The following is a 22,811-nucleotide window of genomic DNA, read 5'->3' as shown; positions in this document are numbered from 1 at the left end:
ACCCGGTGGGGAAGTTGACAGTTGCCGGAGCGTACATTAAGCTATTAATTTGCGCTGCCTCCTTCACGCCTTCTTGACGCGGTGAGGGTCGTGGACGGTGGGGATTCCAGGCAATCGACCGACGTAGGACGCCGATTTTCGGCTGCTCCGCCTCGATCTGGTGCCCGACTCCGGCTGTCCTCGTCTATCCCGCATCGGTGCGGTGACTGCGGCATGCGCCGGCCGTCGTAACAATCAGGTCCTCGGAAGGACGAATCTTGGCAGCTTCCCGCACTGGCAAGACCAGCTCCAGCAAGAGCAAGCACGCACCTCGCCGTATCTCGTTCGGCAGGATCGAAGAGAAACTCGAAGTCCCGAACCTTCTGGCGCTCCAGACCGACTCGTTCGACTGGCTCGTCGGCAACGAGGCCTACCGCGCCCGCGTGGGCGAGGAGGCGGTCAGCGGCCTCGACGAGATCCTCGAGGAGATCAGCCCGATCGAGGACTTCTCGGGCACCATGAGCCTGTCCTTCTCCAACCCTCGCTTCGACGAGGTCAAGGCCCCCATCGAGGAGTGCCGCGAGAAGGACCTCACCTACTGCGCCCCGCTGTTCGTCACGGCGGAGTTCATCAACCACACCACCGGTGAGATCAAGAGCCAGACGGTCTTCATGGGCGACTTCCCCATGATGACGCCGAAGGGCACCTTCATCATCAACGGCACCGAGCGCGTGGTCGTCTCGCAGCTCGTTCGCTCGCCGGGCGTGTACTTCGACAAGCAGCCCGACAAGACCTCCGACCGCGACCTCACCAGCGCCAAGGTCATTCCCGGCCGCGGTGCGTGGCTCGAGTTCGACATCGACAAGCGCGAGACCGTCGGCGTGCGCGTCGACCGCAAGCGCCGCCAGGCCGTCACCGTGCTGCTGAAGGCCATCGGCTGGGACAACGACCGCATCCGCGAGCGCTTCGGCTGGTCCGAGCTCATGATGACGACCTTGGAAAAGGACACCATCAACTCGCAGGACGAGGCGCTGCTCGACATCTACCGCAAGCTCCGCCCGGGCGAGCCGCCGACGAAGGACAACGCGCAGTCGCTGCTGGAGAACCTGTTCTTCAACAAGAAGCGCTACGACCTGGCGAAGGTGGGCCGCTACAAGGTCAACAAGAAGTTCGGCCTCGACTCGCCGATCTCCACGGGCGTGCTCACCGAGGACGACCTGGCCGCGACGATCGAGTTCATGCTGCGCCTGCACTCGGCCGAGCCGGGTTACGGCCCCGACGACATCGACCACTTCGGCAACCGCCGCCTGCGCACCGTCGGCGAGCTCATCCAGAACCAGATCCGGGTGGGCCTGTCCCGCATGGAGCGCGTCGTGCGCGAGCGGATGACGACCCAGGACGTCGAGGCGATCACGCCGCAGACCCTGATCAACATCCGCCCCGTGGTGGCCGCGATCAAGGAGTTCTTCGGGACCTCGCAGCTGTCGCAGTTCATGGACCAGGTCAACCCGATCACGGGCCTGACCCACCGCCGTCGCCTCTCGGCGCTCGGCCCGGGTGGTCTGTCCCGCGACCGCGCCGCCATGGACGTGCGGGACGTTCACCCGTCGCACTACGGCCGCATGTGCCCGATCGAGACGCCGGAAGGCCCGAACATCGGCCTCATCGGCGCCATGTCGACCTTCGCCCGCGTCAACCCGTTCGGCTTCATCGAGACGCCGTACCGGAAGGTCGTCGACGGCAAGGTCACCGACGAGATCCAGTACCTGACGGCCGACGAGGAAGACCGCGTCGCCATCGCGCAGGCGAACCAGCTGCTGAACGATGACGGCACGTTCGTCGACGCGCAGATTCTGGCCCGCGGCCGCGACGGCGGCGAGGCCGAGCTGCTCTCCGCCGAAGAGATCGACTTCATGGACGTCTCGCCGCGCCAGATGACCTCGGTCGCCACCGCGCTGGTGCCGTTCCTCGAGCACGACGACGCCAACCGCGCCCTCATGGGCGCGAACATGCAGCGTCAGGCGGTGCCGCTCATCAAGACGGACTCGCCGCTCGTGGGCACCGGCATGGAGTACCGCGCCGCGGTCGACGCCGGCGACGTGGTCGTCGCCGAGTCCGACGGCATCGTCGAGGACTCCAGCGCCGACTACATCACCATCGCGCAGGACAACGGCATGCGCCGCACCTACCTGCTGCACAAGTTCCGCCGCTCCAACGCGGGCTCGTGCATCAACCAGGTGCCCCTCGTCACCGAGGGCCAGCGCGTCGAGGCCGGCCAGCCGATCGCCGACGGTCCGTCCACGGACAAGGGCGAGATGGCGCTGGGCAAGAACCTGCTCGTCGCATTCACCACCTGGGAGGGCCAGAACTTCGAGGACGCCATCGTGCTCTCCTCGCGCCTGGTCGAAGAGGACGTGCTCACCTCGATCCACATCGACGAGCACGAGGTCGACGCCCGCGACACCAAGCTGGGTCCGGAGGAGATCACCCGCGACATCCCGAACGTCGGCGAGGAGATGCTCTCCGACCTGGACGACCGCGGCATCATCCGCATCGGTGCCGAGGTCGAGGACGGCGACATCCTCGTCGGCAAGGTCACGCCGAAGGGCGAGACCGAGCTGACCCCGGAGGAGCGCCTGCTCCGCGCGATCTTCGGTGAGAAGGCGCGCGAGGTTCGCGACACGTCGCTGAAGGTCCCGCACGGCGAGGCCGGCACGGTCATCGGCGTGCGCACCTTCTCGCGCGAGGACGGCGACGAGCTGTCCCCGGGCGTCAACGAGATGGTCCGCGTCTACATCGCCCAGAAGCGCAAGATCGGCGTCGGCGACAAGCTCGCCGGCCGCCACGGCAACAAGGGCGTCATCTCCAAGGTCGTGCCGCAGGAGGACATGCCGTTCCTCCCCGACGGCACGCCGGTCGACATCCTGCTCAACCCGCTGGGTGTGCCGGGCCGTATGAACATCGGCCAGGTACTGGAGGTCCACCTCGGGTGGGCGGCCAAGACCGGCTGGAAGCTGGAGGGCTTCGACGAGGCCTGGCAGCAGGCCCTGCGGGCCATCGGCGCCGACGAGGCGCCGGCGGACTCGAAGGTCGGCACGCCGGTGTTCGACGGTGCGCACCCGGACGAGGTCCAGGGCGTCCTGGCGAACACGCTCCCCAACCGGGACGGCCAGCGCATGGTCGCCCCGACGGGCAAGGCGCAGCTGTTCGACGGGCGTTCGGGCGAGCCGTTCCCGGACCCGATCTCGGTCGGCTACATGTACATCCTGAAGCTGAACCACATGGTCGACGACAAGATCCACGCGCGTTCGACCGGTCCGTACTCGATGATCACCCAGCAGCCGCTCGGCGGTAAGGCCCAGTTCGGCGGCCAGCGCTTCGGTGAGATGGAGTGCTGGGCCATGCAGGCCTACGGCGCCGCTTACGCGCTGCAGGAGCTGCTGACGATCAAGTCCGACGACGTGGTGGGCCGCGTGAAGGTCTACGAGGCCATCGTCAAGGGCGAGAACGTGCCCGAGCCGGGCATTCCGGAATCGTTCAAGGTGCTGCTCAAGGAGCTCCAGTCGCTCTGCCTCAACGTGGAGGTGCTGTCCGCCGACGGGCAGGCCATCCAGATGACGGAGAGCGACGACGAGGTCTTCCGCGCAGCTGAGGAGCTGGGGATCGACCTGTCCCACGAAGAGCCCTCGAGCGTGGACTTCGAGAGCGCCTGACGTCGAGAGAGAGCGGGCGGATAGCTATGCGAGAGCCGCCCGCTCTCCCCAACGTCTCATCCAATCCTTAAGAACCATCAAGGGGAAGAGTTCAGTGCTCGACGTCAACTTCTTCGACAAGTTGAAGATCGGCCTCGCCACCGCCGAGGACATTCGGCAGTGGTCGCACGGCGAGGTCAAGAAGCCCGAGACCATCAACTACCGCACTCTGAAGCCGGAGAAGGACGGTCTTTTCTGCGAGAAGATCTTCGGTCCGACCCGGGACTGGGAGTGCTACTGCGGCAAGTACAAGCGGATCCGCTTCAAGGGCATCATCTGTGAGCGCTGCGGCGTCGAGGTGACCCGTTCGAAGGTCCGCCGCGAGCGCATGGGCCACATCGAGCTCGCCGCGCCCGTGACCCACATCTGGTACTTCAAGGGCGTTCCCTCGCGCTTGGGCTACCTGCTGGACCTGGCGCCGAAGGACCTGGAGAAGGTCATCTACTTCGCGGCGTACGTGATCACCGCGGTCGACGACGAGGCCCGCCAGCGGGACGTCCCGACCCTGGAGAACGAGATCGTCGCCGAGAAGCGCCACCTGGAGCAGCAGCGCGACGCTGCGATCGAGGAGCGCGCCTCGAAGCTCGAGGGCGACCTGGCCGAGCTGGAGGCCGAAGGCGCCCGCGCCGACGTCCGCCGCAAGGTCAAGGACGGCGGCGAGCGCGAGATGCGCCAGATCCGCGACAAGGCGCAGCGTGAGATCGACCGTCTCGACGAGGTCATGGACACGTTCCGCAAGCTCGAGGTGCGCCAGCTCATCGGCGACGAGATGCTCTACCGCGAGCTGCAGCAGCGCTTCGGGGAGTACTTCACCGGCGGCATGGGCGCGGAGTCCATCAAGAACCTGCTGGAGAACCTGGACCTGGACGCCGAGGCGATCAGCCTGCGCGAGACGATCGCGACCGGCAAGGGCCAGAAGAAGCTCCGTGCGCTCAAGCGCCTGAAGGTCGTGGCCGCGTTCCAGGCCACCGGCAACTCGCCGCTGGGCATGGTCCTCGACTGCGTGCCGGTGATCCCGCCGGAGCTGCGCCCGATGGTGCAGCTCGACGGCGGCCGGTTCGCGACCTCGGACCTGAACGACCTGTACCGCCGCGTCATCAACCGCAACAACCGCCTGAAGCGCCTGATGGACCTCGGTGCGCCCGAGATCATCGTGGCGAACGAGAAGCGGATGCTGCAGGAGTCGGTGGACGCGCTGTTCGACAACGGCCGCCGCGGCCGCCCGGTGACGGGCCCCGGCAACCGTCCGCTCAAGTCGCTGTCCGACATGCTCAAGGGCAAGCAGGGCCGGTTCCGCCAGAACCTGCTCGGCAAGCGCGTCGACTACTCGGGCCGTTCGGTCATCGTGGTCGGCCCGCGCCTGAAGCTGCACCAGTGCGGTCTGCCCAAGCAGATGGCGCTGGAGCTGTTCAAGCCGTTCGTGATGAAGCGCCTGGTGGACCTGAACCACGCGCAGAACATCAAGTCGGCCAAGCGCATGGTCGAGCGCGCGCGTCCGGTCGTGTGGGACGTGCTCGAAGAGGTCATCTCCGAGCACCCGGTCCTGCTCAACCGTGCGCCCACGCTGCACCGCCTCGGCATCCAGGCGTTCGAGCCGCAGCTGGTCGAGGGCAAGGCCATCCAGCTCCACCCGCTGGTGTGCACCGCCTTCAACGCCGACTTCGACGGCGACCAGATGGCCGTGCACGTGCCGCTGAGCGCTGAGGCCCAGGCCGAGGCCCGCATCCTGATGCTGGCGTCGAACAACATCCTCAAGCCCTCCGACGGCAAGCCGGTGGCCCTGCCCACGCAGGACCAGATCATCGGCCTGTACTACCTGACGCACCTTTCCGAAGGCCGTCCCGGTGAGGGCCGCGCGTTCGCGAACGAGGGCGAAGCGCAGATGGCGAAGGACCGCGGCGAGCTGGACCTCCAGGCGCCCATCCGGATCCGTCTGGAAGGCATCGAGACCATCAACAACGGTCCCGGCGAGCCGTGGACGGCCCCTGAGGGCTGGACCCCGGGCGAGCCGCTGCTGGTCGAGACCACGCTGGGCCGGGTGTTCTTCAACGAGTGCCTGCCGCCGGACTTCGAGTTCGTGAACTACGAGGTCCGCAAGGGCCAGCTCTCGGAGATCATCCACGACCTGTCCGAGCACTACTCCAAGGTGCAGCTGGGCGCCTGCCTGGACGCGTTGAAGTCCGCGGGCTTCAAGTGGGCGGGCTGGTCCGGCGTGACCATCGGCATCGAGGATGTCGTGGAGCCGGAGCACAAGGCCGAGATCTTGGAGAAGTACGAAGCGGACTCCGCCAAGATCGACAAGCAGTACGTGCGCGGTCTCATGACCGCCGAGGAGCGTCGCGGCGAGCTGACGGAGATCTGGACCAAGGCCACGGCCGAGGTGCTGGACGACCTGAACCAGACGCTGCAGCCGGAGAACCCGCTGTGGCAGATGATCAACTCGGGCGCGCGAGGCAACATGCTGCAGCTGCGCCAGATCGCCGGCATGCGCGGCCTGGTGGCGAACCCGAAGGGCGAGATCATCCCGCGTCCGATCAAGTCCTCGCTGCGCGAGGGCCTGACGGTGCTGGAGTACTTCATCTCCACCCACGGTTCCCGCAAGGGCCTCGCCGACACCGCGCTGCGCACCGCCGACTCGGGTTACCTGACCCGTCGTCTGGTGGACGTCTCGCAGGACGTCATCATCCGCGAGGACGACTGCGGCACCGACCGCGGCCTGGAGTTCCAGGTCTCGGTCGAGGTCGACGGCCGCCGCATCGAGTCCGACCTGGTCGACTCCTCGATCGACGCCCGCAACCTCGCGGACGACGTCGAGGTCGACGGCAAGGTCGTCCTCGAGCGGAACACGCCGCTGAACTCGGACCACATCGCCACGCTGGTCGCCGCGGGCGTCCAGGACGTGAAGATCCGTTCGGTGCTCACGTGCGAGTCCCGCCAGGGCGTCTGCGCGGCCTGCTACGGCCGGTCGATGCCGACGGGTGAGAAGGTGGACCTCGGCGAGGCCGTGGGCATCATCGCGGCCCAGTCGATCGGTGAGCCGGGCACGCAGCTGACCATGCGCACCTTCCACACCGGTGGTGCGGCGACCGCGAACGACATCACGCAGGGTCTGCCCCGTGTGCAGGAGGTCTTCGAGGCGCGTGTGCCGAAGGGCAAGGCGCCGATCGCGGAAGCGAGCGGCACCGTGCGCATCGAGGACGCGGAGAAGAGCCGGAAGATCATCATCACCCCGGACGACGGTTCCGAGGAGATCGTGGTCGAGAAGGTGCCGCGTCGTCTGCGTCTGCGCTTCGGCGACGGCGAGCACGTCGAGGTCGGCGAGAAGCTCGTCGAGGGCACCATCGACCCGCACGAGCTGCTGCGCGTGCTCGGTCCGCGGAAGGTCCAGCGCCACCTGGTGGAGCAGGTCCAGGACGTGTACCGCTCGCAGGGCGTGATGATCCACGACAAGCACATCGAGATCATCGTGCGCCAGATGCTCAAGCGCGTCACGATCATCGACTCGGGCACCCTGGAGTTCCTCCCGGGCTCCCTGGTCGACCGCCTGGAGTTCGAGGAGCAGAACCGCAAGGTGCTGGCCGACGGCGGCGAGCCGGCCTCCGGCCGTCCGCAGCTCATGGGCATCACCAAGGCCTCGCTGGCGACGGAGTCGTGGCTGTCCGCGGCCTCGTTCCAGGAGACCACCCGCGTGCTCACCGAGGCCGCGATCTCCGGCAAGTCCGACTCGCTGGTCGGCTTGAAGGAGAACGTGATCCTGGGCAAGCTGATCCCGGCCGGTACCGGCATCGCCAAGTACCGCAACGTGTCCGTGGAGCCCACCGAGGAAGCCAAGGCCGCGGTCTACTCCCTCGGCGGCTACGAGGACACCACCGCCAACGCCTTCGCCTACGGCGGCGGCCCGGCGGTCAGCCTCGAGGACTCCTACGACCTGGGTTCCTTCTAGCAGCAACAACCTGCCGATTCCCGACGGCATGCAAGAAACCGGTGGGCCGGTGGCGCGAAAGCGCCACCGGCCCACCGGCGTTTCCGAGGTGCCTGGAACAGCGAGAACATGTAAAATACATGCATGGTGAACATTCAAGTACGCGATGTCTCGGAAGAAGTCCGGGACGCCGTTGCGGCGGAGGCCGCCGAGCGCGGCCAGTCCATGCAGTCCTACCTCCAGTCGACCCTCGAGGCCATCGCCCGTCGGCGACGCGCGATAGCAATGCTCAAGAAGCTCGACACGATGGGCGGCGGATACACCGGCCCGGCGGGGGACGTCGTCGAGGAGATCGCGTCCCAGCGAGCCGAGCGCGACCGCCGGATCCAGGGGGCGGAGTGATCGTCGTCGACTCGTCGTTTCTGGTTGAAGCGCTGATCAGCGACGGAGGCACGGGACACCGCGCGAGAATGGTGCTCACGGAAGACCCCGACTGGCATGCCCCTGAACACGTCTCGGTCGAAGTGACCTCGGCGGTTCGCGGGAGCGTACTGGGCCGGAAAGTCACGCTCGAGCGAGCCGAGTACGCACTGGCGACGCTGCGCGAGATGCCGATCGTGCATGCGCCATGGAATGACGTGGCAGAGCGGGCATGGGAGCTGCGAGACAACATGACCCCGTACGACGCTGCATTCATCGCTCTGGCCGAACGACTTGGGTGCCCTGTCATGACGACCGACAAGAAGCTCGCGGACTGCCCGACCCGGCGCTGCGAAGTCCGAGTGATCGAGTGAGGCGACCGATGCCCGAACCGGAGGAAGCGCGCGATCCGTGGGAGCGTCCGGCGGACGTTCCTCCCGATCAGGAGTGGTTTTGGACTCCGGAGTGGATCGCGGGCGAGCGCGAAGCCGACGCCGATATCGCAGCGGGTCGTGGCAAGACTTTCTACAGCGGCGAGGAATTCCTCGCGTACCTTGAGGGGTTCGACGAAACGACCGAGGAAGCGGCGGAGCGACCCGACCAATAGGATGGGCGGGTGGTTGAGGTGCAGCGGGTATTCGGGGTTCGGCATCCGGACGATCCGGAGCCGGTGGAGTCGACGAAGGTGGTGGCGGCGCGGCTGCTCGCGGCCGTCGGGGTCGCCTTGTCGCCCTTTGTGGGCGGTGCGATCCCCGCGCTCATCGCCCTGATGCTGGCGCGGCAGGCCGAGGCCGATATCCGTGCGTCCGAAGGGTTCCTGATCGGCGCGTCACGGCTGCCGCTGGTGCGGCGGCTCTCCTGGATCGCCATCGGCATCGCCTCGGCGGTCGTCGTGGCGGGCCTGCTCGTCTGGGTCGTCTCGCTCGCGCGCGCCGCCGGCGATCCGAGTTACGGCGGGGGCGTCGCGGTTTCGGTCTGACACCTCGGGGAACTGCTGGTGAACAGCGCCTCTAGGAGGGCATCCCGCGCGGGCCCGTCCCGCATCGCGAGCTAATATAGGCCACGGTGTGTCTACCGCACCGAACGAACTGGTCAGGGTCCGAACGCGGCGAAGCTTGCGAGCCGCACTCGAGCACAGCGGTGAAGCTTCCGAGCCGAGCATCTGGCCGCCCTCAAGCTCCGTGACACTGAACACGGATGCCTTGCGGGGCGAAAACGGCTTTGACCTTGTTCGTTAGGCTAGGTAGGCTTCTCCCTTGCGCCTGGACACCGCTTTGAGCGGCATGGTGGCCCTGTCAACTCCGGCAGCTCGGTCCCCGTGAGAGCCAGGCCAGGTTGCGTGCCTGCAAGACGACGGGATCTGATCCCGCCGGCTGGCGTCACCGGCACGCATCCCTCGCACTGGGGGCTTCGTGAACACGGCCATGATGGCCGGCCCTTTCGGGTCAGTTCGCGAACGCGTCTGAATCTGCACGACGGTTGGATCCGGGTTTCGGCCCTGGTCTGCCGGGTGGGCGGATATGGGTCCGGAGAGACGCGACACGCCCGAACGCGGGGGACGGGAACCCACGCCGCTGAGCTGGGCCGTTATACGGCCTCGGGGACGCGCGCGGGTGAACAGGTGACGCCGCAGAGTCAGGAATACGCAACCGTCGACTGTTGAGAGGGGTTCGCCCTAGTGCCAACCATCCAGCAGCTGGTCCGCAACGGCCGCAAGGCCAAGACCAGCAAAACCAAGACGCCCGCGCTGAAGGGCAGCCCGCAGGCTCGCGGTGTGTGCACGCGTGTGTACACCACGACGCCGAAGAAGCCGAACTCGGCCATGCGCAAGGTCGCCCGTGTGCGCCTCATGAACGGCACCGAGGTCACCGCCTACATCCCGGGTGTGGGTCACAACCTGCAGGAGCACTCCATCGTGCTCGTCCGCGGCGGTCGTGTCCGCGACCTCCCCGGTGTCCGTTACAAGATCATCCGCGGCGCGCTCGACACCCAGGGCGTGCGCGACCGCAAGCAGGCCCGCAGCCGCTACGGCGCGAAGAAGGAGAAGTAAGCCATGCCGCGTAAAGGTCCCGCGCCGCGCCGGCCGCTTACCGCCGACCCGGTCTACAACTCGGTGCTCGTCACCCAGCTGATCAACAAGGTCCTCAAGGACGGCAAGCGCCGCCTCGCCGAGCGCATCGTCTACGAAGCCCTCGAGAACTGCCGCAAGAAGGCCGACTCGGACCCCGTGGTGATCCTCAAGCGTGCGCTCGACAACGTCAAGCCCACCCTCGAGGTCCGCTCCCGCCGCGTCGGCGGTGCGACGTACCAGGTCCCGGTCGACGTTCGTCCGCAGCGCGCCACCACCCTCGGTCTCCGCTGGCTCGTGGGGTACTCCCGCGACCGCCGCGAGAAGAGCATGGTCGAGCGCCTCACGAACGAGATCCTGGACGCTTCGAACGGCCTCGGTGCCGCGGTCAAGAAGCGTGAAGACACGCACAAGATGGCCGATTCCAACAAGGCATTCGCGCACTACCGCTGGTAGTCGCAGAGAGACTGAGAGATCGTGGCTAACAAAGCTAACGCGGCGCTCGCCAAGCTCCGCAACATCGGCATCATGGCCCACATCGACGCGGGCAAGACGACCACCACCGAGCGCATCCTGTACTACACGGGCGTGTCGCACAAGATCGGTGAGGTCCACGACGGCGCCGCGACGATGGACTGGATGGAGCAGGAGCAGGAGCGTGGTATCACCATCACCTCCGCCGCTACCAAGTGCGAGTGGGACGACCACATCATCCAGATCATCGACACGCCCGGCCACGTCGACTTCACCGTCGAGGTGGAGCGCTCGCTCCGCGTGCTCGACTCCGCCATCGCCGTCTACGACGGTGTCGCGGGCGTGGAGCCGCAGACCGAGAACGTCTGGCGCCAGGCGAACAAGTACGACGTTCCGCGCATGTGCTTCGTCAACAAGCTCGACCGCACCGGTGCGAACTTCTTCCGCTGCGTCGAGATGATGCAGGACCGGCTCAACTCCAACACCGCGGTGATCCAGCTGCCGATCGGGAACGAGGCCGACTTCATCGGCGTCGTCGACCTGGTCGAGATGCACGCCAAGGTGTGGCGCGGCGAGACCGGTCTGGGCGAGGAGTACACGGTCGAGGAGATCCCCGCGGACCTGGTCGACCAGGCCGAGGAGTACCGCGAGAAGCTCCTGGAGACCCTCTCGGACGTCGAGGACGAGTTCGCCGAGAAGTTCCTCTCCGGCGAGGAGATCACGACCGCCGAGATCAAGGCCGCGATCCGCAAGGCCACGATCGCCAACCAGATCAACCCGGTGCTCTGCGGCACCGCGTTCAAGAACAAGGGCGTGCAGCCCCTGCTCGACGCGGTCGTGGACTACCTGCCGAGCCCGCTCGACATCCCGGCGATCGAGGGCACGCTCACCGACAACGAGACCCCGGCGCAGCGTCACGCGGACGTCGAGGAGCCCTTCTCCGGTCTGGCCTTCAAGATCCAGACGGACAAGCACCTCGGCCGCCTGACCTACGTCCGGATCTACTCGGGCACGGTCTCCACCGGCACCCAGGTCGTGAACTCGACCAAGGGCCGCAAGGAGCGCGTCGGCAAGATCTACCAGATGCACGCCAACAAGCGCGAGGAGCGCTCGGAGGCGCAGGCGGGCGACATCATCGCGGTGCAGGGCCTCAAGGCCACCACCACCGGTGACACGCTCAGCGACTCCAGCGACCAGGTCATCCTGGAATCGATGATCTTCCCCGAGCCGGTCATCGACGTGGCCATCGAGCCGAAGTCGAAGGCCGACCAGGACAAGCTGGCCACCGCGATCCAGCGCCTCGCCGAAGAGGACCCGACCTTCCGGGTCAAGACCGACGAGGACTCCGGCCAGACGATCATCTCGGGCATGGGCGAGCTCCACCTCGACATCCTGGTCGACCGCATGAAGCGGGAGTTCAACGTCGAGGCCAACATCGGCAAGCCGCAGGTGGCCTACCGCGAGACGGTCACCCAGCGGATCGAGAAGGTCGAGTACCTGCACAAGAAGCAGACCGGTGGTTCCGGTCAGTTCGCGCGCGTGCTCGTCAACCTCGAGCCGCTGGAGATGAAGTCCAACGAGGACGAGATCTTCTCCTTCGAGGACAAGATCACCGGTGGCCGCATCCCGCGCGAGTACATCCCGTCGGTCAAGGCCGGCGCGGAGTCCGCGCTCGAGGACGGCGTCCTGGCGGGCTACCCGCTGGTGGGCGTCAAGATGGAACTGATCGACGGTCAGTACCACGAGGTCGACTCCTCGGAGATGGCCTTCAAGATCGCCGGCCGCATGGCGCTCAAGGAAGCGGCCAAGCGGGCGCGTCCGGTGATCCTCGAGCCGATGATGTCCGTGGAGGTCATCTGCCCCGAGGACAACATGGGCGACGTCATCGGCGACATCAACTCCCGTCGCGGCATGGTCCAGGAGATGGGCGAGCGCGGCAACGACCGTACGGTCAAGGCCGTCGTTCCGCTGTCGGAGATGTTCGGTTACGTCGGCGACCTGCGGTCGAAGACGGCCGGGCGTGCGAACTACTCGATGCAGTTCGACACCTACGCCGAAGTCCCGGCGAACGTCGCCAAGGAGATCATCGCCAAGGCGACAGGCGAGTAAGCGTTTCGGGCGCCCAAGCCTGGGCGCCCGGCGCTGACCACCTGTTGCCAGCAGAGGCGCTGAGTTCCAAAGCGACGCAATAGGTCAGATAAGTCAAACCAGATTTAACCAGTCCACAGGAGGACGAAGTGGCAAAGGCAAAGTTCGAGCGGACCAAGCCGCACGTCAACATCGGCACGCTGGGTCACGTCGACCACGGCAAGACCACGCTCACCGCGGCGATCACCAAGGTCCTGCACGACAAGTTCCCGGACCTGAACCCGTACACGCCGTTCGACGAGATCGACAACGCTCCCGAGGAGCGCCAGCGCGGTATCACGATCTCGATCTCGCACGTCGAGTACCAGACCGAGGCCCGGCACTACGCGCACGTCGACTGCCCCGGCCACGCCGACTACATCAAGAACATGATCACCGGTGCCGCCCAGATGGACGGTGCGATCCTGGTCGTGTCCGCCGCTGACGGCCCCATGCCGCAGACCCGCGAGCACGTCCTGCTCGCCCGCCAGGTCGGCGTTCCTTACGTCGTCGTGGCGCTCAACAAGTCCGACATGGTCGACGACGAGGAGATCCTCGAGCTCGTCGAGATGGAGGTCCGCGAGCTGCTGTCCGACCAGGGCTTCCCGGGCGACGACGCTCCGGTGGTCCAGGTCTCCGCTCTGGGCGCCCTCGAGGGCGAGCAGAAGTGGGTCGACGCCGTCGCCGAGCTGATGCAGGCCGTCGACGACTCGGTCCCGGAGCCGGAGCGCGCGACCGACCTGCCGTTCCTCATGCCGATCGAGGACGTCTTCACCATCACGGGCCGCGGCACCGTGGTCACCGGTCGTGTGGAGCGCGGTGTGCTCCTCCCCAACGAGGAAGTCGAGATCGTCGGCATCCGCGAGGGCGCGATCCAGACCAAGGTCACCGCCATCGAGATGTTCCGCAAGACCCTCGACGACGCGCGCGCCGGTGAGAACGTGGGGCTCCTGCTCCGCGGCACCAAGCGCGAAGAGGTCGAGCGCGGCATGGTCGTCGTCAAGCCGAAGACGACCACCCCGCACACGGACTTCGAGGCTGCGGTCTACATCCTTTCCAAGGACGAAGGCGGCCGTCACACGCCGTTCTTCAACAACTACCGTCCGCAGTTCTACTTCCGGACCACCGACGTGACCGGCGTCGTGACCCTCCCCGAGGGCACCGAGATGGTCATGCCGGGTGACAACACCGACATGAAGGTGGAGCTCATCCAGCCCATCGCCATGGACGAAGGCCTGCTCTTCGCGATCCGTGAGGGTGGCCGCACGGTCGGTTCCGGCCGCGTCACCAAGGTCCTCAAGTAAGACCGCACACCGGGGTGGCCCGACGCCCTAGGCGACGCTCACGAGCCGAGCCGCAAGCCCAGGGCCGCCCCGGTTCAATTGCGCCTCATTGCGAACGCATGGTGACCGGGGGTGTCCTCCGGTCCGGCGCTTGAGGCGCGCACGACCCGCATACGCGTAACCTGTCCCACTGTTGCCCGACCCCAGCTTGCTGGGCGAATGGGGGAGCAGGCATAATATTCAGGTTGCGTACGCTCCGGCGTTCCCAGTGCTGTGCACTGCGAAGGACACCGGTGCTCACGCCCGGCCCGCGGGCCCGAGTAGGCACTTAACCGTGCTGAGAGGGACCGTTTCATGACGGGCAGGCGGGCGAGCCAAAGAGACCAGCAAGGGGCACAACTGTGCCCCGGGTGAGCCTCAAACTCGCGACACGCCCGACCGCGTGGAGCGGTCTGAACAGCCAATTTACGTTAGGTTAGGAATCATGGCGGGACAGAAGATCCGCATCAGGCTGAAAGCCTACGACCACGAGGTCGTGGACTCCTCGGCCCGCAAGATCGTGGAGACGGTCACCCGTACCGGTGCTGCCATCTCCGGGCCGGTGCCGCTGCCGACTGAGATCAACCGCTTCTGCGTGATCCGGTCGCCGCACAAGTACAAGGACTCGCGCGAGCACTTCGAGATGCGCACGCACAAGCGCCTCATCGACATTCTCGACCCGACCCCGAAGACGGTCGACTCGTTGATGCGCCTTGACCTCCCGGCCGGTGTCGACATCGAGATCAAGCTGTAGGGGACCAATGGACAGGCAGATCAAGGGAATCCTGGGCACCAAGCTCGGCATGACCCAGGTTTGGGACGAGAACGGCCGCGCCGTTCCGGTCACTGTGGTGCAGGCCGGCCCGAACGTGGTCACCCAGGTTCGCAAGCCCGATGTCGACGGCTACGCAGCCGTCCAGCTGGGCTTCGGCGACATCAAACTCAAGAACGTGACCAAGCCGCTCCAGGGCCACTTCGAGAAGGCCGGTGTCGCTCCGCGGCGCCACCTCGTCGAACTGCGCACTGCGGACGCCGCCGACTACGACCTCGGACAGACCGTCGAAGCCACCATCTTCGAAACCGGTCAGCTCGTGGACGTCACCGGCACGACCAAGGGCAAGGGCTTCGCCGGTGTGATGAAGCGCCACGGCTTCGGGGGCCTCCCCGCCAGCCACGGCGCGCACAAGGTCCACCGCGCGCCCGGCTCGATCGGTGGCTGCGCCACCCCGGGCCGTGTCTTCAAGGGCATGCGCATGGCGGGCCGGATGGGTCACTCCCGACACACGACGCAGAACCTGCGCATCCAGGCGGTCGACGCCGAGCGCGGTCTGCTGCTCATCGTGGGCGCCGTCCCCGGGCCGAAGAACGGCCTGGTGCTCGTCCGCACGGCAGTCAAGCAGGTGGCATAACCATGAGCCTCGAAATCAACGTGAAGAACGCCTCTGGTGAGGCGACGGGCAAGACCATCGAGCTTCCGGCGTCGATCTTCGACGTCGAGCCGAACATCCCGCTCATGCACCAGGTCGTCACGGCTCAGCTGGCCGCCGCCCGCACCGGCTCGGCCAAGACCAAGACCCGCGGCGAAGTCCGCGGTGGTGGCAGGAAGCCGTACCGCCAGAAGGGCACCGGTCGCGCCCGCCAGGGCTCGATCCGCGCCCCGCAGTTCAACGGCGGCGGCGTCGTCCACGGCCCGCAGCCGCGTTCGTACGCCGAGCGGACCCCCAAGAAGATGAAGGCGGCCGCTCTCGCGGGCGCCCTCACCGACCGGGTGCGCGGCGAGAACGTGCACGTCATCGACGCCTTCGTCGAGGGTGAAGCGCCCAAGACGAAGTCCGCGCAGGCCGCTCTGGCCGCGATCACCGAGTCCTCCAAGGTCCTGGTGGTCCTGACGCGCGACGAGCAGACCGCGGCCCTGAGCCTGCGGAACCTGCCCGAGGTGCACCTGCTCGACTGGGGCCAGGTCAACACCTACGACGTGCTCAACAACGAGGACATCGTGTTCAGCGAGGCCGCCATCGAGGCGTTCATCGCTGACCGGACTGAGCAGGAGGTCGCGGCGTGAGCGAAGTGACCGTCGCCGACCCGCGCGACATCATCATCAAGCCGGTCATCTCGGAGAAGACCTACACCCTCCTCGGCGAGGGCAAGTACACCTTCGAGGTCGACCCGCGCGCCAACAAGAGCCACATCAAGATCGCCATCAAGCAGATCTTCAATGTGGACGTCAAGAGCGTCAACACCCTGAACCGGGCGGGCAAGCGCAAGCGCACCCGCACCGGCTGGGGACAGCGCAAGAGTGTCAAGCACGCGATCGTCACCGTGGAAGGCGACCCCGGTCGCCTGGGTGAGATCTTCGGCGGACAGATCTCGTAGGAGCAAGAAGCATGGCTATTCGCAAGTACAAGCCGACGACGCCCGGGCGTCGTGGTTCGAGCGTCTCCGACTTCGCCGAGATCACCCGTTCGACCCCCGAGAAGTCGCTGCTCCGTCCGATCACCAAGACCGGCGGGCGCAACAACTCGGGCAAGATCTCGACGCGTCACCGCGGCGGCGGCCACAAGCGCCGTTACCGCGTGATCGACTTCCGTCGCCACGACAAGGACGGCGTGCCGGCGAAGGTCGCTCACATCGAGTACGACCCCAACCGCACCGCCAACATCGCGCTGCTGCACTACGCGGACGGCGAGAAGCGCTACATCCTGGCCCCCAAGGGCATCAAGCAGGGTGACGTGATCGAGAACGGCCCGGAGGCCGACATCAAGCCCGGCAACTCGCTGGAGCTGCGTCACATTCCGGTCGGTACCACGATCCACGCGGTGGAGCTCAAGCCCGGCGGCGGCGCCGCTCTGGGCCGTTCCGCCGGCGCCTCGATCCAGCTGCTCGCCCGTGAAGGCAAGTACGCGCACCTGCGCATGCCTTCCGGTGAGATCCGCCTGGTCCAGGTCACCTGCCGCGGCACCGTCGGTGAAGTCGGCAACGCCGAGCAGGGCAACATCAACTGGGGCAAGGCCGGCCGCATGCGCTGGAAGGGCTGGCGCCCGACCGTCCGCGGTGTCGTCATGAACCCGGTCGACCACCCGCACGGTGGTGGCGAGGGCCGTACGTCCGGTGGTCGCCACCCGGTGAACCCGCAGGGCAAGCCCGAGGGCCGCACCCGCAAGCGCAACCACCCGAACGACCGGCTCATCGTCCGTCGTCGCAACGTCAACCGGAAGCGAGGGAAGTAGTCCATGGCTCGCAGCCTCAAGAAGGGCCCGTTCATCGACGACCACCTGCAGAAGAAGGTGGACGTTGCGATCGAGACCAAGAGCAAGAACGTCATCAAGACGTGGTCGCGCCGTTCGACGATCACCCCGGACTTCATCGGGCTGACCTTCGGCGTGCACGACGGTCGCAAGCACGTTCCGGTCTATGTCACGGAGAACATGGTCGGGCACAAGCTCGGCGAGTTCGCTCCCACCCGCACGTTCCGCGGGCACGAGAAGGACGACCGGAAGAGCCGTCGCCGCTAGGCCACGGGCTATGAGAAACGAACGAAGGATTTAAAACGATGGCAACAGTGGAGCAGGAGGCTCCGAAGGCGCGCGCGGTGGCGCGGTACGTCCGCGTAGCACCTCGCAAGGCGCGCCGCGTCGTCGACCTCGTGCGTGGTCTGCCCGTGGACGAGGCCTTGACGACTCTCGAGTTCGCGCCTTTCAGCGCGGCCGAGATCGTGTACAAGGTCATCGCGTCGGCTCAGGCGAACGCCGAGAACAACCTCGGTCTCGACCCGGAATCGCTTCTGGTGTCCGAGATCAAGGTCGACGAGGGCCCGACCATGCGTCGGTACCGCCCGCGCGCCCATGGCCGCGCCTACCGGATCAACAAGCGCACCAGCCACATCACCGTGGTGGTCGAGTCGGTCCAGGCCAAGCAGTCCGCCGCTCCCTCGGTTCGCCGGCCCAAGGCCGCCGCCCCGAAGCCGGTCGAGGCTGACGTGAAGTCCGAGAACGCTGAGAAGGAGGAGACCGCCTAATGGGTCAGAAAATCCACCCGAAGGGTTACCGCCTCGGCATCAGCGCTGACTGGACGTCGCGTTGGTACGCCGACAAGGAGTACGCCGACTACATCGGCGAGGACGTGAAGATCCGCCAGCTCATGACCAAGGGTCTCGAGCGCGCCGGCATCTCCAAGGTGGAGATCGAACGCACCCGCGAGCGGGTCCGCGTCGACATCCACACCGCCCGCCCGGGCATCGTCATCGGCCGCAAGGGCGCCGAGGCCGATCGTCTGCGCGGCAACCTGGAGAAGCTGACGGGCAAGCAGGTCCAGCTGAACATCATCGAGGTCAAGAACCCCGACATCGATGCGCAGCTCGTCGCCCAGGGCGTCGCGGAGCAGCTGTCCAGCCGTGTCAACTTCCGTCGCGCGATGCGCAAGGCCATTCAGTCGGCCATGCGCAACCCGACCGTGAAGGGCATCAAGGTCCAGTGCTCCGGCCGCCTCGGCGGTGCCGAGATGAGCCGTTCCGAGCAGTACCGCGAGGGCCAGGTCCCTCTGCACACGCTGCGCGCGAACATCGACTACGGCCTGTTCGAGGCCGCCACGACCTTCGGCCGCATCGGCGTGAAGGTGTGGATCTACAAGGGTGAGGCCACGCTCAAGGAGCAGGCCGAGCAGGTGCAGCGTCGTCGTGACTCCGGTCCCGACCGCGGTGGACGCGGTGGCCGCGGCGGTGCCGGTGGCGCTGCGCGCGGTGGACGCGGCCGTGGTGGCCGTGGCGCCGCTCAGCCTGCCGAGGCCGCTGTCGCCGCGCCCGCCGCTGAGACTGAGAAGCAGGAGGGCTAAGCGACATGCTCATGCCACGGAAACCGCCGCGCGGTTACCGGAAGCCTCACGCTCCGAAGCGCAAGGGCAAGGCCACTCGCGGCACGAAGGTCTCCTTCGGCGAGTACGGCATCCAGGCGCTGGAGCACAGCTATGTGACCAACCGCCAGATCGAGTCCGCTCGTATCGCCATGACCCGCCACATCAAGCGTGGCGGCAAGGTCTGGATCACGATCTTCCCGGACCGCGCGATCACGAAGAAGCCCGCCGAGACCCGTCAGGGTTCCGGTAAGGGTTCACCCGAGTTCTGGGTGGCGAACGTCAAGCCGGGCCGCGTCATGTTCGAGCTCTCGTATCCGACCGAGGAGATCGCCCACGAGGCGCTCCAGCGGGCGATCCACAAGCTCCCGATGAAGTGCCGCATCGTCTCTCGTGAAGGGGCAGGTGAGTAGCAATGGCTACTGGTATCGACACCGGTGAGCTGCGCGAGCTCAACGACAAGGAACTCCAGGCGAAGCTCGTGGAGAAGAAGGAAGAGCTGTTCAACCTGCGGGTCCGTAACGCTACGGGCCAGCTGGAGAACAACCACGAGCTCGGTCTGGTCCGCAAGGAGATCGCGCGGATCTACACCGTGATGAACGAGCGCCGGTTGGGCCTCAGCGCCGCGCCGGAGGAGGTTGAGAAGTGAGCGAGGAAACTCAGACTCGCGGTCGGCGCAAGGTCCTTGAGGGCTTCGTGACCGGCGACAAGATGGACAAGACCGCTGTCGTCGAGGTCGAAGACCGCAAGAAGCACCCGCTGTACGGCAAGGTCATCAGGTCCAACAAGAAGTACAAGGCTCACGACGAGAACAACGAGGCCGGCATCGGCGACCGCGTGTCCATCATGGAGACCCGGCCGCTGTCGAAGACCAAGCGTTGGCGCATCGTCGAGATCCTCGAGAAGGCGAAGTAGGGGGATCGGGACGTGATTCAGCAAGAGTCGCGGCTCAAGGTCGCCGACAACACCGGTGCGCGGGAGATCCTGTGCATCCGTGTCCTCGGCGGCTCCGGCCGACGCTACGCCGGTATCGGCGACACGATCGTGGCCACCGTCAAGGACGCGAACCCCGGAGCCGGGGTGAAGAAGGGTGACGTCGTCAAAGCCGTCATCGTTCGCACGGTCAAGGAGACGCGCCGTCCCGACGGCACGTACATCAAGTTCGACGAGAACGCCGCCGTCCTCGTCAAGGACGGCGAACCGCGAGGGACCCGTATCTTCGGGCCGGTCGCCCGCGAACTGCGCGACAAGCAGTTCATGAAGATCATCTCCCTCGCACCGGAGGTGCTGTAAGAGATGAAGATCAAGAAGGGCGACCGAGTCCGCGTCATCGCGGGCAAGGACAAGGGAGCCGAGGGCCTGGTGCTGGAGTCGTACCCCGACCGCGAGCGCGTGCTCGTCGAGGGCGTCAACCGCATCACCAAGCACACCAAGGCCGGGCAGACCGCGCGCGGTTCGAAGACCGGTGGCATCGTGGTGCAGGAATCCGCGATCCACATCTCGAACGTGCAGGTCCTGGACGCCGACAACCAGCCCACCCGCGTGGGCTACCGGTTCGGCGACGACGGCCGCAAGGTCCGCGTTTCGAAGCGGACGGGTAAGGACCTGTAATGACTGACGTTGCAGAGAAGGTCCAGCCGCGCCTGAAGGAGACTTACCGCTCCGAGATCAGGCCCGCGCTGCAGGACCAGTTCAAGTACACCAACATCCACCAGATCCCCGGTCTGACGAAGATCGTGGTCAACATGGGTGTCGGCGAGGCCGCTCGCGACTCGAAGCTCATCAACGGGGCGCTGGAGGACCTGACCACCATCACCGGTCAGAAGCCTCTCGTCCGTCGGGCCAAGAAGTCGATCGCGCAGTTCAAGCTGCGCGAGGGCCAGGCGATCGGCGCGAAGGTCACCCTTCGCGGCGACCGCATGTGGGAGTTCCTCGACCGCCTCCTGGCGATCGCGCTGCCGCGCATCCGCGACTTCCGCGGTCTCTCGGACCAGCAGTTCGACGGCAACGGGAACTACACCTTCGGTCTCACCGAGCAGAGCGTGTTCCCCGAGATCGACCAGGACAAGATCGACCGGGTTCGCGGTATGGACATCACCTTGGTGACCACCGCGAAGACCGACGACGAAGGCCGGGCGTTCCTGAAGCTGCTCGGCTTCCCGTTCAAGGAGAACGACAATGGCTAAGAAAGCCCTCATCGCGAAGGCCAAGCGGAAGCCGAAGTTCGCCGTGCGCGCCTACACCCGCTGCCAGAAGTGCGGCCGGCCGAAGGCCGTCTACCGCAAGTTCGGCCTGTGCCGCGTCTGCGTGCGCGACATGGCCCACGCGGGTGAACTCCCGGGCGTCCACAAGGCTTCCTGGTAACTCCAGGGCCCATAGCTCCGATCGCCACAGGCCCCGCCGGTCTTCATAAGGCGGGGAACCGGGGTGAGAAAGGTAAACAACGCTAATGACAATGACCGACCCGATCGCAGACATGCTGACCCGTCTGCGGAACGCCAACCAGGCGTACCACGACGAGCTCAAGATGCCGCACTCCAAGATGAAGGCCTCCATCGCGGAGGTCCTCAAGCAGGAGGGCTACATCGCCGAGTGGCGCGTCGTGGACCCTGAAGAGGGCAAAGTCGGCAAGACCTTGGTGATCGACCTGAAGTTCGGCGAGCGCCGCGAGCGGTCCCTTGCGGGCCTGCGCCGCGTCTCCAAGCCGGGCCTGCGGGTCTACGCCAAGTCCACTGAGCTTCCGCGCGTCCTCGGCGGTCTGGGTGTGGCCATCGTGTCCACCTCCCAGGGCCTGCTGACGGACCGCCAGGCTCGCAAGCGCGGCGTTGGCGGCGAAGTCATCGCCTACGTCTGGTAGCAGGAGGGTATAAGCATGTCCCGCATTGGGAAGCAGCCGATTCTGGTGCCCTCCGGCGTCGAGCTCAAGATCGATGGCGCGACGGTGACCGTGAAGGGCCCCAAGGGCCAGCTCAGCACTGAGCTGCCCGAGCCGATCGGCATCGAGAAGAACGAGGACGGGACCTTCGTGGTCACCCGCCCCAACGACGAGCGCAAGTCCCGGGCCCTGCACGGCCTGGCCCGCAGCCTCGTCAACAACATGGTCGTCGGCGTCTCGGAGGGCTACAAGAAGTCCCTCGAGATCAACGGCACCGGTTACCGGGCCGTCGCCAAGGGCAAGGGCGTGGAGATGAGCCTCGGCTTCTCCCACACCATCCAGGTCGACGCTCCGGAAGGCATCTCGTTCAAGGTCGAGAAGCCGACCCTGCTGCACGTCGAGGGCATCGACAAGCAGCTCGTCGGTCAGGTCGCGTCGAACATTCGCCGACTGCGTCCGCCGGAGCCCTACAAGGGCAAGGGCGTCAAGTACGTCGACGAGCGCATCCGCCGCAAGGCCGGAAAGGCTGGTAAGTAATGGCGAGCAAACTCGAAAACCGCCGCCCGTCCGGTTCGGTCTCGGAGCGCCGCCGGATCGGCAAGAACCGGCGCCACTTCCGTGGCCGCAAGAAGATCACCGGTACGGCCTCGCAGCCGCGCCTCGCGGTCTTCCGGTCCTCGAAGCACATCGTGGCCCAGGTCATCGACGACGTCACCGGCCGCACGCTGGCCGCCGCGTCGACGGTGGAGGCCGGCCTCCGTGCGTTCGAGGGCGACAAGACCGCCAAGGCCAAGGAAGTCGGCAAGCTGGTCGCCGAGCGCGCCAAGGAAGCCGGCGTCGAAGCGGTCGTGTTCGACCGCGGAGGCGTCAAGTACCACGGCCGCGTTGCGGCCCTGGCCGACGCCGCCCGTGACAACGGCCTGAAGTTCTAGGACTTCGGAACGGTTTCGAAGCCGGGGAGGAGCTGATGCTCCTCCCCGGCTTTTGTCGTATTCGGTGTGATTTGCGACGGTGCCGCCGCGGGTCG

Annotated in this window: 28 protein-coding genes; all 28 read left to right on the top strand. The window is 66.4% G+C overall.

The features are described 5' to 3' along the window. Nucleotides 1–257: 257 nt before the first annotated feature. The 28 genes from AB0I03_RS12235 to rplR all read left to right on the top strand — a co-directional run bounded on the left by AB0I03_RS12235 (nucleotide 258) and on the right by rplR (nucleotide 22,716). Nucleotides 258–3,692, top strand: a complete 3,435-nt coding sequence (locus AB0I03_RS12235; protein WP_360410672.1) for a DNA-directed RNA polymerase subunit beta — start codon at nucleotides 258–260, stop codon at nucleotides 3,690–3,692. A gap of 94 nt (nucleotides 3,693–3,786) precedes the next feature. Further along, nucleotides 3,787–7,674 carry a DNA-directed RNA polymerase subunit beta' gene (locus AB0I03_RS12230; RefSeq protein WP_360410669.1) on the top strand — a complete coding sequence of 1,296 codons (3,888 nt, stop codon included), beginning with the start codon at nucleotides 3,787–3,789 and terminating at the stop codon, nucleotides 7,672–7,674. A 123-nt stretch (nucleotides 7,675–7,797) separates the two neighbouring features. Further along, nucleotides 7,798–8,055 (top strand): hypothetical protein, encoded by a 258-nt coding sequence (locus AB0I03_RS12225; protein WP_360410666.1) that lies wholly within the window; start codon nucleotides 7,798–7,800, stop codon nucleotides 8,053–8,055. After that, entirely contained in the window at nucleotides 8,052–8,447 is a 396-nt protein-coding gene (locus tag AB0I03_RS12220; protein ID WP_360410663.1) for a type II toxin-antitoxin system VapC family toxin, read from the top strand. The genes AB0I03_RS12225 and AB0I03_RS12220 overlap by 4 nt, the downstream gene beginning before the upstream one ends. A gap of 8 nt (nucleotides 8,448–8,455) precedes the next feature. After that, complete coding sequence (locus AB0I03_RS12215; protein ID WP_360410660.1) at nucleotides 8,456–8,680, top strand: hypothetical protein; 225 nt, start codon at nucleotides 8,456–8,458, stop codon at nucleotides 8,678–8,680. 9 nt (nucleotides 8,681–8,689) lie between these two features. Next, nucleotides 8,690–9,052, top strand: coding sequence for a hypothetical protein (locus tag AB0I03_RS12210; protein WP_360410657.1), 363 nt, complete (start codon nucleotides 8,690–8,692; stop codon nucleotides 9,050–9,052). A 699-nt stretch (nucleotides 9,053–9,751) separates the two neighbouring features. After that, complete coding sequence (gene rpsL, locus AB0I03_RS12205) at nucleotides 9,752–10,123, top strand: 30S ribosomal protein S12 (protein ID WP_270114993.1); 372 nt, start codon at nucleotides 9,752–9,754, stop codon at nucleotides 10,121–10,123. 3 nt (nucleotides 10,124–10,126) lie between these two features. Then, complete coding sequence (rpsG, locus tag AB0I03_RS12200) at nucleotides 10,127–10,597, top strand: 30S ribosomal protein S7 (protein WP_030155149.1); 471 nt, start codon at nucleotides 10,127–10,129, stop codon at nucleotides 10,595–10,597. Nucleotides 10,598–10,615: 18 nt separating this feature from the next. Beyond that, on the top strand, nucleotides 10,616–12,724 hold the full coding sequence (fusA, locus tag AB0I03_RS12195) for an elongation factor G (protein WP_360411069.1): 2,109 nt from the start codon (nucleotides 10,616–10,618) through the stop codon (nucleotides 12,722–12,724). A 128-nt stretch (nucleotides 12,725–12,852) separates the two neighbouring features. Then, nucleotides 12,853–14,046 (top strand): elongation factor Tu, encoded by a 1,194-nt coding sequence (gene tuf / locus AB0I03_RS12190; RefSeq protein WP_270109021.1) that lies wholly within the window; start codon nucleotides 12,853–12,855, stop codon nucleotides 14,044–14,046. Nucleotides 14,047–14,509: 463 nt separating this feature from the next. Continuing rightward, nucleotides 14,510–14,818 (top strand): 30S ribosomal protein S10, encoded by a 309-nt coding sequence (gene rpsJ, locus AB0I03_RS12185; RefSeq protein ID WP_026922761.1) that lies wholly within the window; start codon nucleotides 14,510–14,512, stop codon nucleotides 14,816–14,818. 7 nt (nucleotides 14,819–14,825) lie between these two features. Then, the gene (gene rplC / locus AB0I03_RS12180; protein WP_360410653.1) at nucleotides 14,826–15,473 is read left to right on the top strand and encodes a 50S ribosomal protein L3; all 648 of its coding nucleotides are present in this window, start codon (nucleotides 14,826–14,828) and stop codon (nucleotides 15,471–15,473) included. A gap of 2 nt (nucleotides 15,474–15,475) precedes the next feature. Further along, the gene (rplD, locus tag AB0I03_RS12175; protein WP_360410650.1) at nucleotides 15,476–16,126 is read left to right on the top strand and encodes a 50S ribosomal protein L4; all 651 of its coding nucleotides are present in this window, start codon (nucleotides 15,476–15,478) and stop codon (nucleotides 16,124–16,126) included. Next, nucleotides 16,123–16,437, top strand: a complete 315-nt coding sequence (gene rplW, locus AB0I03_RS12170) for a 50S ribosomal protein L23 (RefSeq protein WP_360410647.1) — start codon at nucleotides 16,123–16,125, stop codon at nucleotides 16,435–16,437. The genes rplD and rplW overlap by 4 nt, the downstream gene beginning before the upstream one ends. Before the next feature lie 11 nt (nucleotides 16,438–16,448). After that, on the top strand, nucleotides 16,449–17,291 hold the full coding sequence (gene rplB, locus AB0I03_RS12165; RefSeq protein WP_270109024.1) for a 50S ribosomal protein L2: 843 nt from the start codon (nucleotides 16,449–16,451) through the stop codon (nucleotides 17,289–17,291). A gap of 3 nt (nucleotides 17,292–17,294) precedes the next feature. After that, nucleotides 17,295–17,576, top strand: a complete 282-nt coding sequence (gene rpsS, locus AB0I03_RS12160; protein WP_208496280.1) for a 30S ribosomal protein S19 — start codon at nucleotides 17,295–17,297, stop codon at nucleotides 17,574–17,576. Between the two features lie 38 nt (nucleotides 17,577–17,614). Beyond that, nucleotides 17,615–18,079 (top strand): 50S ribosomal protein L22, encoded by a 465-nt coding sequence (gene rplV, locus AB0I03_RS12155; RefSeq protein ID WP_205326518.1) that lies wholly within the window; start codon nucleotides 17,615–17,617, stop codon nucleotides 18,077–18,079. Further along, a complete protein-coding gene (gene rpsC, locus AB0I03_RS12150; RefSeq protein WP_360410642.1) occupies nucleotides 18,079–18,891 on the top strand; it encodes a 30S ribosomal protein S3 in 813 nt (270 codons plus the stop codon). Before rplV ends, rpsC begins: the two co-directional genes overlap by 1 nt. Before the next feature lie 5 nt (nucleotides 18,892–18,896). Then, complete coding sequence (rplP, locus tag AB0I03_RS12145) at nucleotides 18,897–19,322, top strand: 50S ribosomal protein L16 (RefSeq protein WP_136528409.1); 426 nt, start codon at nucleotides 18,897–18,899, stop codon at nucleotides 19,320–19,322. Nucleotides 19,323–19,324: 2 nt separating this feature from the next. Beyond that, nucleotides 19,325–19,558: a 50S ribosomal protein L29 gene (gene rpmC, locus AB0I03_RS12140; protein ID WP_205326516.1), complete on the top strand. Its 234-nt coding sequence runs from the start codon at nucleotides 19,325–19,327 to the stop codon at nucleotides 19,556–19,558. Beyond that, the gene (gene rpsQ / locus AB0I03_RS12135) at nucleotides 19,555–19,824 is read left to right on the top strand and encodes a 30S ribosomal protein S17 (RefSeq protein ID WP_289955202.1); all 270 of its coding nucleotides are present in this window, start codon (nucleotides 19,555–19,557) and stop codon (nucleotides 19,822–19,824) included. The genes rpmC and rpsQ overlap by 4 nt, the downstream gene beginning before the upstream one ends. A gap of 12 nt (nucleotides 19,825–19,836) precedes the next feature. After that, nucleotides 19,837–20,202 (top strand): 50S ribosomal protein L14, encoded by a 366-nt coding sequence (rplN, locus tag AB0I03_RS12130; protein WP_270114987.1) that lies wholly within the window; start codon nucleotides 19,837–19,839, stop codon nucleotides 20,200–20,202. Nucleotides 20,203–20,205: 3 nt separating this feature from the next. Beyond that, nucleotides 20,206–20,520: a 50S ribosomal protein L24 gene (rplX, locus tag AB0I03_RS12125; RefSeq protein ID WP_289955198.1), complete on the top strand. Its 315-nt coding sequence runs from the start codon at nucleotides 20,206–20,208 to the stop codon at nucleotides 20,518–20,520. Further along, nucleotides 20,520–21,095 carry a 50S ribosomal protein L5 gene (gene rplE, locus AB0I03_RS12120; protein WP_360410636.1) on the top strand — a complete coding sequence of 192 codons (576 nt, stop codon included), beginning with the start codon at nucleotides 20,520–20,522 and terminating at the stop codon, nucleotides 21,093–21,095. Before rplX ends, rplE begins: the two co-directional genes overlap by 1 nt. After that, nucleotides 21,088–21,273 carry a type Z 30S ribosomal protein S14 gene (locus tag AB0I03_RS12115; protein WP_030155111.1) on the top strand — a complete coding sequence of 62 codons (186 nt, stop codon included), beginning with the start codon at nucleotides 21,088–21,090 and terminating at the stop codon, nucleotides 21,271–21,273. Before rplE ends, AB0I03_RS12115 begins: the two co-directional genes overlap by 8 nt. Before the next feature lie 85 nt (nucleotides 21,274–21,358). Next, a complete protein-coding gene (gene rpsH, locus AB0I03_RS12110) occupies nucleotides 21,359–21,766 on the top strand; it encodes a 30S ribosomal protein S8 (protein ID WP_360410633.1) in 408 nt (135 codons plus the stop codon). A gap of 15 nt (nucleotides 21,767–21,781) precedes the next feature. Further along, entirely contained in the window at nucleotides 21,782–22,321 is a 540-nt protein-coding gene (gene rplF, locus AB0I03_RS12105; RefSeq protein WP_360410630.1) for a 50S ribosomal protein L6, read from the top strand. Next, nucleotides 22,321–22,716: a 50S ribosomal protein L18 gene (gene rplR / locus AB0I03_RS12100; RefSeq protein WP_360410627.1), complete on the top strand. Its 396-nt coding sequence runs from the start codon at nucleotides 22,321–22,323 to the stop codon at nucleotides 22,714–22,716. The genes rplF and rplR overlap by 1 nt, the downstream gene beginning before the upstream one ends. Nucleotides 22,717–22,811: the final 95 nt, after the last annotated feature.

Origin of the sequence: Glycomyces sp. NPDC021274 (assembly GCF_040641195.1) — a bacterium.
Lineage (GTDB): Bacteria > Actinomycetota > Actinomycetes > Mycobacteriales > Micromonosporaceae > Glycomyces.
This window is presented reverse-complemented; position numbering and strand designations above follow the sequence as displayed.